The organism is Streptomyces lushanensis, from assembly GCF_001700515.1.
GTDB lineage: Bacteria > Actinomycetota > Actinomycetes > Streptomycetales > Streptomycetaceae > Streptomyces > Streptomyces lushanensis.
In genome coordinates this window covers 1-6,759 of the sequence record NZ_MAUD01000263.1, presented here as the reverse complement: position 1 = coordinate 6,759, position 6,759 = coordinate 1, and the positions used below count along the sequence as shown (strand labels likewise).

Annotated in this window: 5 protein-coding genes and 1 pseudogene; 3 read left to right on the top strand and 3 right to left on the bottom strand. The window is 71.1% G+C overall.

The window, feature by feature from the left end; translation table 11 throughout:
- Positions 1 to 249: 249 nt before the first annotated feature.
- Complete coding sequence (locus tag BFF77_RS21320; RefSeq protein WP_066952348.1) at positions 250 to 486, top strand: hypothetical protein; 237 nt, start codon at positions 250 to 252, stop codon at positions 484 to 486.
- 110 nt (positions 487 to 596) lie between these two features.
- Here BFF77_RS21320 and BFF77_RS21315 read toward each other — a convergent pair whose 3' ends face one another.
- The 3 genes from BFF77_RS21315 to mshA all read right to left on the bottom strand — a co-directional run bounded on the left by BFF77_RS21315 (position 597) and on the right by mshA (position 4,364).
- Positions 597 to 2,342 carry a glycoside hydrolase family 55 protein gene (locus BFF77_RS21315; protein ID WP_425424409.1) on the bottom strand — a complete coding sequence of 582 codons (1,746 nt, stop codon included), beginning with the start codon at positions 2,340 to 2,342 and terminating at the stop codon, positions 597 to 599.
- Positions 2,343 to 2,467: 125 nt separating this feature from the next.
- Complete coding sequence (locus tag BFF77_RS21310) at positions 2,468 to 3,019, bottom strand: type III secretion system chaperone family protein (protein ID WP_066952346.1); 552 nt, start codon at positions 3,017 to 3,019, stop codon at positions 2,468 to 2,470.
- The gene (gene mshA, locus BFF77_RS21305; protein ID WP_066952344.1) at positions 3,012 to 4,364 is read right to left on the bottom strand and encodes a D-inositol-3-phosphate glycosyltransferase; all 1,353 of its coding nucleotides are present in this window, start codon (positions 4,362 to 4,364) and stop codon (positions 3,012 to 3,014) included. Before mshA ends, BFF77_RS21310 begins: the two co-directional genes overlap by 8 nt.
- Positions 4,365 to 4,617: 253 nt before the next feature.
- Between mshA and BFF77_RS21300 the strand changes: the two are divergent.
- Positions 4,618 to 5,448: pseudogene (locus BFF77_RS21300) on the top strand (class I SAM-dependent methyltransferase); the annotation flags it as partial.
- Between the two features lie 364 nt (positions 5,449 to 5,812).
- Positions 5,813 to 6,759: C40 family peptidase (locus BFF77_RS21295; RefSeq protein ID WP_107422210.1), on the top strand; the 947-nt coding region annotated here is incomplete at its 3' end.

Below are 6,759 nucleotides of genomic sequence, written 5' to 3'. Positions count from 1 at the left end.
CCCCTACCCCCACACCCCACCTACCGGCCGAGGCCGGTCACAGCCCCGAGCGGCTGCTCGTACGGGTCGATCCCGCATGGCTGCGGCTCGCCCACACCGTGCATCACCAGCAGTCCTCCGACGTCACACGCATCGGGTTCTTCTTCGAGGCCACCGAGCGGGAGGGCGAGCCACCTGATACCCGAAAGGCGATACGTCCATATATGACTCATATGGCTCCTGGGCGGAGGCCAGACGTACAGTCGATTCATGACCGTCCACGTCACCATGCTTCCAGCGGCGATCCCGCCGGGCCTCGAACCGTCCAGCCGCGTCGTCTCCTACGAGGACGAGGACGAGGTGCGCTACCGATATCTCCTGCACGACAGCGGGGCCCTGATCGTCAGGCGTACGAAACATGATGAGGAAACCGTCACCGAGGTCGTCTACGGGCCCTCGGCCTGGGAGGGCGTGCAGGGGGACGGGTCGATCCAGCCACATATGTAGCCTCGACATACCTACATACCTACATGCCAGGCATATAGATATGCCATGCGCATACGTAGGCCGTTCGCATACGTAGACCTCTCGCCCCGCCTCCGTCAGCCCGTCCCCCGTCACCCCACCTCGCGCTGTGCCTCGTACAAGTTGCGCGGCCTGATGTCCTCGGGGCGGCCGTACGCCTCCAGCCTCGCGTGCAGCTCGCCCGTGAAGTCCGGTACGTCGATCTGGTCGAACTCGCGGACCTCGCTGATCCCCGCCGTCGCGCTGTACGGAGCGATCTCGTCGATCTTGATCAGCCCCGCGCGCCCATTGGTGACCGTGACGTTCCAGTGCGTGAACCGCGCCCCGTACAGCGGTCCCGCGATCGCGTCGCCGCCGTGCCGGCCGTCGTTGGTGACCGTGATCTCGGTCCGTACGTTGGCGAACGGCATCCCCCGGTGCGTGTCGAACGTCCCCATCTCCATCAGCCCGCGCGACCAGACGTTGTAGCTGGACAGGCCCTCGACATTGATGCCGTGGAGCTGTGTGCCCGCCGGCGCCGGGACCGTACGGCGCTCGATGACGAAGCCCTCGACCAGATTGTCGTGCGAGCCCTCGCGGCAGTAGTACGGATGGTGCGCACCGCGGCCCGCGACCCGGGTACGGCTCAGCGTGCAGGCGGACGCGGCGATCAGTCCGAAGCCGTTGTCGACATGGCGTACGACGACATCGTCGGCCCAGCAGTCGTACGCGCACTGGAACGCGACCCCGTTGTATCCCTTGTCCAGCAGATGCGGGGACTGCGGTGTCTCGACCGCCTCCAGCGTCAGGCCCTCCACGCCCGAGCCGGTCAGCGGTGTGACGAGCGTGGTGAGGCGCGGGTCCCACTCCGGGCGTACGTCCAGCGGGAGGGGTCGCTCCAGCGTGACCTTCCTGCCGCGTACGGACAGGACGCGTACCGGCCACTCGTACGGAACGTACGACGTCAGCTTGGTCATCGCGGCCCAGTCGTACGCCTCGGTGCCGGGGCCGCCGCCCGCCATGTGCTCCAGGAGGGTGTGGTCCGCGTCGTCCACGAGCCGGAGCAGCACGAGCTGTCCGCGCCTGAGCTTCGAGGCGGCGGAGGCGTCCTGGACGGTCACGCTCCGGTCGCCGCGCCGGGCGCGGCCGACGCCGGTGAGGGTGCGCCACTCGTCGCGCTTGTTGCCCGTCCAGCCCTCGAAGGGCCAGGCGCGCTCCTTGACGGCGGTGATGAGCGAGTCCCAACGCTCCTGCGGGCAGAGCCAGATGAGCCCGCCGGCCCAGGACCAGCTCGACTTGTCGCCGCCGTAGCGGCTGCCGTAAGGGCCGATCAGCTCGGTGAGGTTCTTGGTCGCGTGGAGCGTGGTACGGCCGCTGCCCGCGCCGCGCAGGACGACATCGCTGTGGCCGATCCGGATCACGTCGTCGATCCGGTAGGTGCCGGGCGGGATGGTGACCGTGCCCCCGCCGCGTTCTCCGGCAGCGGCGAGGGCACGGTTGATCGCGGGCGCGTCGTCGACGGAACCGTCGCCCTTGGCGCCGTACGCGCGGACATCGGCGACGACGCGGTGCCGGGGGAAGCGGTCGGCGCCCGCGCGCTGCCCGGCCTTCCCGACGTAGGGGATCTGCGGATGGGTGTATGGCGACTCGGCGAACTCCCGCCAGAGCGCGGAGGTGCGGGGCGCGCGGGGCTCGTGGGGCACGACAGGTGTCGTGGCGAGTGCCGTCCCCGGCACCCCGGCGGCGGCCACGGCGACGGCGCTGCCCAGCAGGGCGCGTCTGCCGATCGTGGGCCGGCCCTCTCGGCTCTGCCCCTGTTCCCGCCGCCGCTCCTGTCCGTACCCCATCATGTCCTCCATGTATATGAACACAGTTCAGGTGTGCGTCTGCGAGTGAGCATGACATGCCGTATGAGCGGCAGGGAAGAGCCGTGCAGCGCCGGGAAAGACCCGTGAAAGGACTCGTGCCGCGCCTCAGGCGACACTCAGGCCGATGGGTCCCGGGTCAGATGGGCGAACGCGTCCAGGTTCCGCGTGGACTCGCCACGGGACACCCGCCAGGCGTACTCCTTGCGGATCGCGCTCGCGAACCCCAGCTCCAGCAGGGTGTTGAAGGCACCGTCCGCCGCTTCGAGCACGGAGCCCAGCAGCCGGTCGATCTCGTCCTCGGTGACGGCGGCCAGCGGGAGTTTGCCGGTCAGATAGATGTCGCCGAGGCGGTCGACCGCGTAACCCACGCCATACAGCTTGAGGTTGCGCTCCAGCAGCCAGCGGTGGACGCCCTCGGCGTTCTCGTCCGGGCGGCGGATCACGAAGGCGTTGACGGAGAGCGCGTGGCGGCCGACGAGGAGGGAGCAGGTGGTGGAGAGCTTGCGGGTGCCCGGGAGAGTGATGACGTACGAGCCGGCGGCCGGGCTCTCCCATGTCAGCTCGGCGGAGGTCAGTGTCCGTACGAGGACGCGGTTCGCGTGCGCGACCTGATCCTCGGCCCGCTGCCCGGCGGTCCGCTGTCCGTCGGTCCGCTGTCCGTCAGCCATGGTGCGAGCGTACGCGACGGCGGTGATCGTGCAGGGCGGCCAGATACACGTCCGCCGTCGCCGAGGCCGCCGTGTCCCAGCCGAAGGACTCGGCGTGGCGCGAGGCCGCCGCGCCCATCCGGTCGACCAGTTCCGGGTGATCGACGAACTCCCGCAGCACCCGGGCGTACTCCTCCGGATCATGGCCGCCCACCAGAAAGCCGGTCTCCCCGTGCCGTACCGCCACCGGCAGTCCGCCCACCGCCGCGGCCACCACCGGCGTGCCCGTGGCCTGGGCCTCTATCGCGACCAGGCCGAAGGACTCGCTGTACGAGGGCATCACCAGCACGGACGCCGCACGGAACCAGTCCGCCAGCAGGTCCTGCCCGACCGGCGGCCGGAAGCGCACCACATCCGCTATCCCCAGGCGCGCGGCGAGCTTCTGGAGCCCTTCCGGCTTCGCCAGTCCCGTACCGCTCGGACCGCCGACGACCGGTACGACCAGCTTCCCGCGCAGCGCCGGACGCTGGTCGAGGAGTACCGCCACGGCCCGCAGCAGTACGTCCGGCGCCTTCAGCGGCTGGATACGGCCCGCGAAGAGCGGGATGAACGCGTCGAGCGGCAGCCCCAGCCGGGCGCGCGCGGCGGCGCGGCCGTCGGCGGGACAGAAACAGTCCAGGTTCACCCCGGGATGGACGACGGCCGCCTTGGCGGGGTCGGCGTCGTAGAAACGGACGAGTTCCCCGGCCTCCTCCGCCGTATTGGCGATCAGCCGGTCGGCGGCGCGGACGATCTGCGTCTCGCCGATGACCCGGGCCGCGGGCTCGGGCCGGTCGCCCTCCGCGAGGGCCGCGTTCTTGACCTTCGCCATGGTGTGCATGGCGTGCACCAGGGGGACGCCCCAGCGGTCGGAGGCGAGCCAGCCGACATGGCCGGAAAGCCAGTAGTGGGAGTGGACGAGGTCGTAGTGGCCGGGCCGGTGGCCGGCCCAGGCCTGCATCACCCCGTGGGTGAAGGCGCAGAGCTGCGCGGGCAGATCCTCCTTGGCCAGACCCTCGTACGGGCCCGCGTCGACGTGCCGTACGAGCACACCGGGGGCCAGTTCCACGGCGGGCTCCAGGCCGCCGGCCGTGGCGCGGGTGAAGATCTCCACCTCGATGTCGATGGCGGCCAGGCGCTTGGCCAGCTCGACGATATAGACGTTCATGCCGCCCGCGTCGCCCGTGCCCGGCTGGTGCAGCGGGGAGGTGTGGACGCTGAGCATGGCGACCCGCCGGGGCCGGCGGTGCTGACCGGGGAGGCGGAGGCGGGGCGATCGAGCCGGTCCTGTGAACGTGCCGGCGATACGGGACACGTACTGGCTCACGTCTACGGCCTCTCGCTCGGGGAGCCGCTCGGGGCACGGCGAAAAGGAGGGTGTGCGCTCCCTCCCAGGCTCTCAACAGCGGAATGGGCTCCTGCATTTCCGCCACCGTTTCCACTTTGCCAAATCATTACGGCGAACGGCTCAACCCTCCGGGGCCCGGCGGGGTGCTCGCACCGGCACACCGGTCCGGCCCGGAGCGGGGGCTGTCGTCGCCGTACGTCCCGCCGTCGCGGCGTGTCGTTACCCTCGTCCCATGGTGCCCCCGGTCCCGCCGTCCCGCCCGCCACGCCCGTCGAGCCCGTCCAGTCCGGTGGGCACCGTGACGCGGGGCACCACCCATCAGAACCGGCTGCGCCGTATGGACCGCTGGATCACCGCCGTGCACGGGTCCGCGCTGCGCCGCTCGGCGGGCGCGCCCGTCGTGGTGGATCTCGGGTACGGCGCCGCGCCCTGGACCGCGGTCGAGCTGCTGCGGCGGCTGCGTACGGCCGATCCCCGCACCGAGGTCGTCGGGATCGAGATCGAACCGGCCCGGGTCGCCGCCGCCCTCCCGTACGAGCGCGACGGGCTCCGCTTCCGGCACGGCGGCTTCGAACTGCCGCTGGACGGCGGCGTACGGCCGGTGCTCGTACGGGCGGCGAATGTGCTGCGGCAGTACGAGGAGGGCGAGGTCGCCGCGGTCTGGGCGCGGCTGTGCGCGCGGCTCGCGCCGGGCGGGCTGCTGGTGGAGGGCACGTGCGACGAGATCGGCCGGCGGCATGTCTGGGTGGCCCTCGGCCGGGAGGGACCCCGCACGGTCACCTTCGCGACCCGGCTCGGCTCGCTCGACCGGCCGTCCGATCTGGCGGAACGGCTGCCCAAGGCGCTGATCCACCGCAATGTGCCGGGCGAGCCGGTCCACGCGTTCCTGCGCGACTTCGACCGGGCGTGGGCGGCGGCGGCTCCTTACGCCTCGCTCGGCGCGCGGCAGCGGTGGGTCAGGGCCGTGCGGGAGCTGGCGGCCGGCTGGCCGCTCGTGGACGACGCGCGCCGGTGGCGGCAGGGCGAGGTGACGGTGGAGTGGACGGCGCTGGCGCCTCGATCCGGTGCCGGGTCCGGTGCCGGGGCGCGGTCCCATGCCGGGGCGGAGTCCGGGACCGGGTCCGGTGCCGGGGGCCGGTCCGGTCCCGACACCTGGTCCGGTGCCGACGTGGTGCCGGCGCCTCGTTCGGGTGGTTCGGGCAACCGGATGTGACCAGGGGGACACCATTGGGTGCCTGTTCGTCCACAGTGGGGTGAATGAGTCCTGTGAGGTGCGGGACCCCTCTGTCCCTTTGCCGGAGGACATGACACGATCACGACGGACGACAGCACTTGCTGACGATAGGTCGGCTAGGCGATGAAAGCGCGTTTTGAGCCGTTTTAAGCCAACTGGGCAGGCCGGCCCGATTGGTTCGGAGGGGGAGCTTGTGAACCGACGTCGCAGTGCCGCTGCCGCGATCACCGTGGTGTGCGCCCTGGCCGTTCTGGCGTCGCCGAGTCTGCTGAACCGCGCGTACGCGGCGCCGATGCCGCCTCCCGCGCCGGTTCTTCCCCTCGCCGCGCCCGCCGCTCTCAACGCGCCGTCCCCGCCCGCCGTTCCGCCGCCGCCGGTCGAACTCCCGCCGGGCGTCTCGTCGGTCACGCGGGACGGGAAGTCCCTCGACGACGTGCGCAAAGAGATAGACCGTCTCTACCGGAAGGCCGCGTCCGCGACCGACGCGTACAACCTCGCCGACGAGCAGACCAAGAAGCAGTCCGCCGAGGTCGTCTCGCTGGCCGAGGACCTCGTGCAGGGCCAGTTGCGGATCGACGCGCTCAAGGACCAGGCGGGCGCCGCGGCCCGCGCGCAGTACCGCGGCGGCGGGCTGCCGCCCGAGGCCCAGCTCATCCTCACCGACGATCCGCAGCTCTTCCTCGACGGCGTCGGACGAATACAGCAGGGCCAGAAGGCCACCAAGGACCTCATCGCCGAACTCAGCGCGGCGCAGGAGGACTTGAAGACCTACACCGCGGACGCGAGCACCCAGTGGGAGCAGCTCGAAGCCAACCGCGTGAAGAAGCAGAAGGCGAAGAAGGAGATCAAGAAGCAGATCTCCGCCGCCAAGAAGCTTGAGGCGGGCCTGGAGAAGGAGGAGCGCGCGCGGCTGGCGCAGCTGGAGAGCGACGCCGCGTTCAGGGCGCAGTCCGCCTGGCTGGGCTCCGGCGCGGTCACGGACATCAACCGCCAGGCGAGCACGTCGGGCAAGAAGGCGATCACCTTCGCGACGGCGCAGATCGGCAAGCCGTACGTCTGGGGCGCCGAGGGGCCGTCGTCGTACGACTGTTCCGGGCTGACCTCACAGGCGTGGGCGGCGGCCGGCCGGCCCATCCCGCG

Bases quoted from the DNA above. Each gene is read 5' to 3' on its own strand.
- BFF77_RS21315 (WP_425424409.1), bottom strand. From the start codon at position 2,342: ATGGAGGACATGATGGGGTACGGACAGGAGCGGCGGCGGGAACAGGGG.
- BFF77_RS21310 (WP_066952346.1), bottom strand. From the start codon at position 3,019: ATGGCTGACGGACAGCGGACCGACGGACAGCGGACCGCCGGGCAGCGG.
- BFF77_RS21320 (WP_066952348.1), top strand. From the start codon at position 250: ATGACCGTCCACGTCACCATGCTTCCAGCGGCGATCCCGCCGGGCCTC.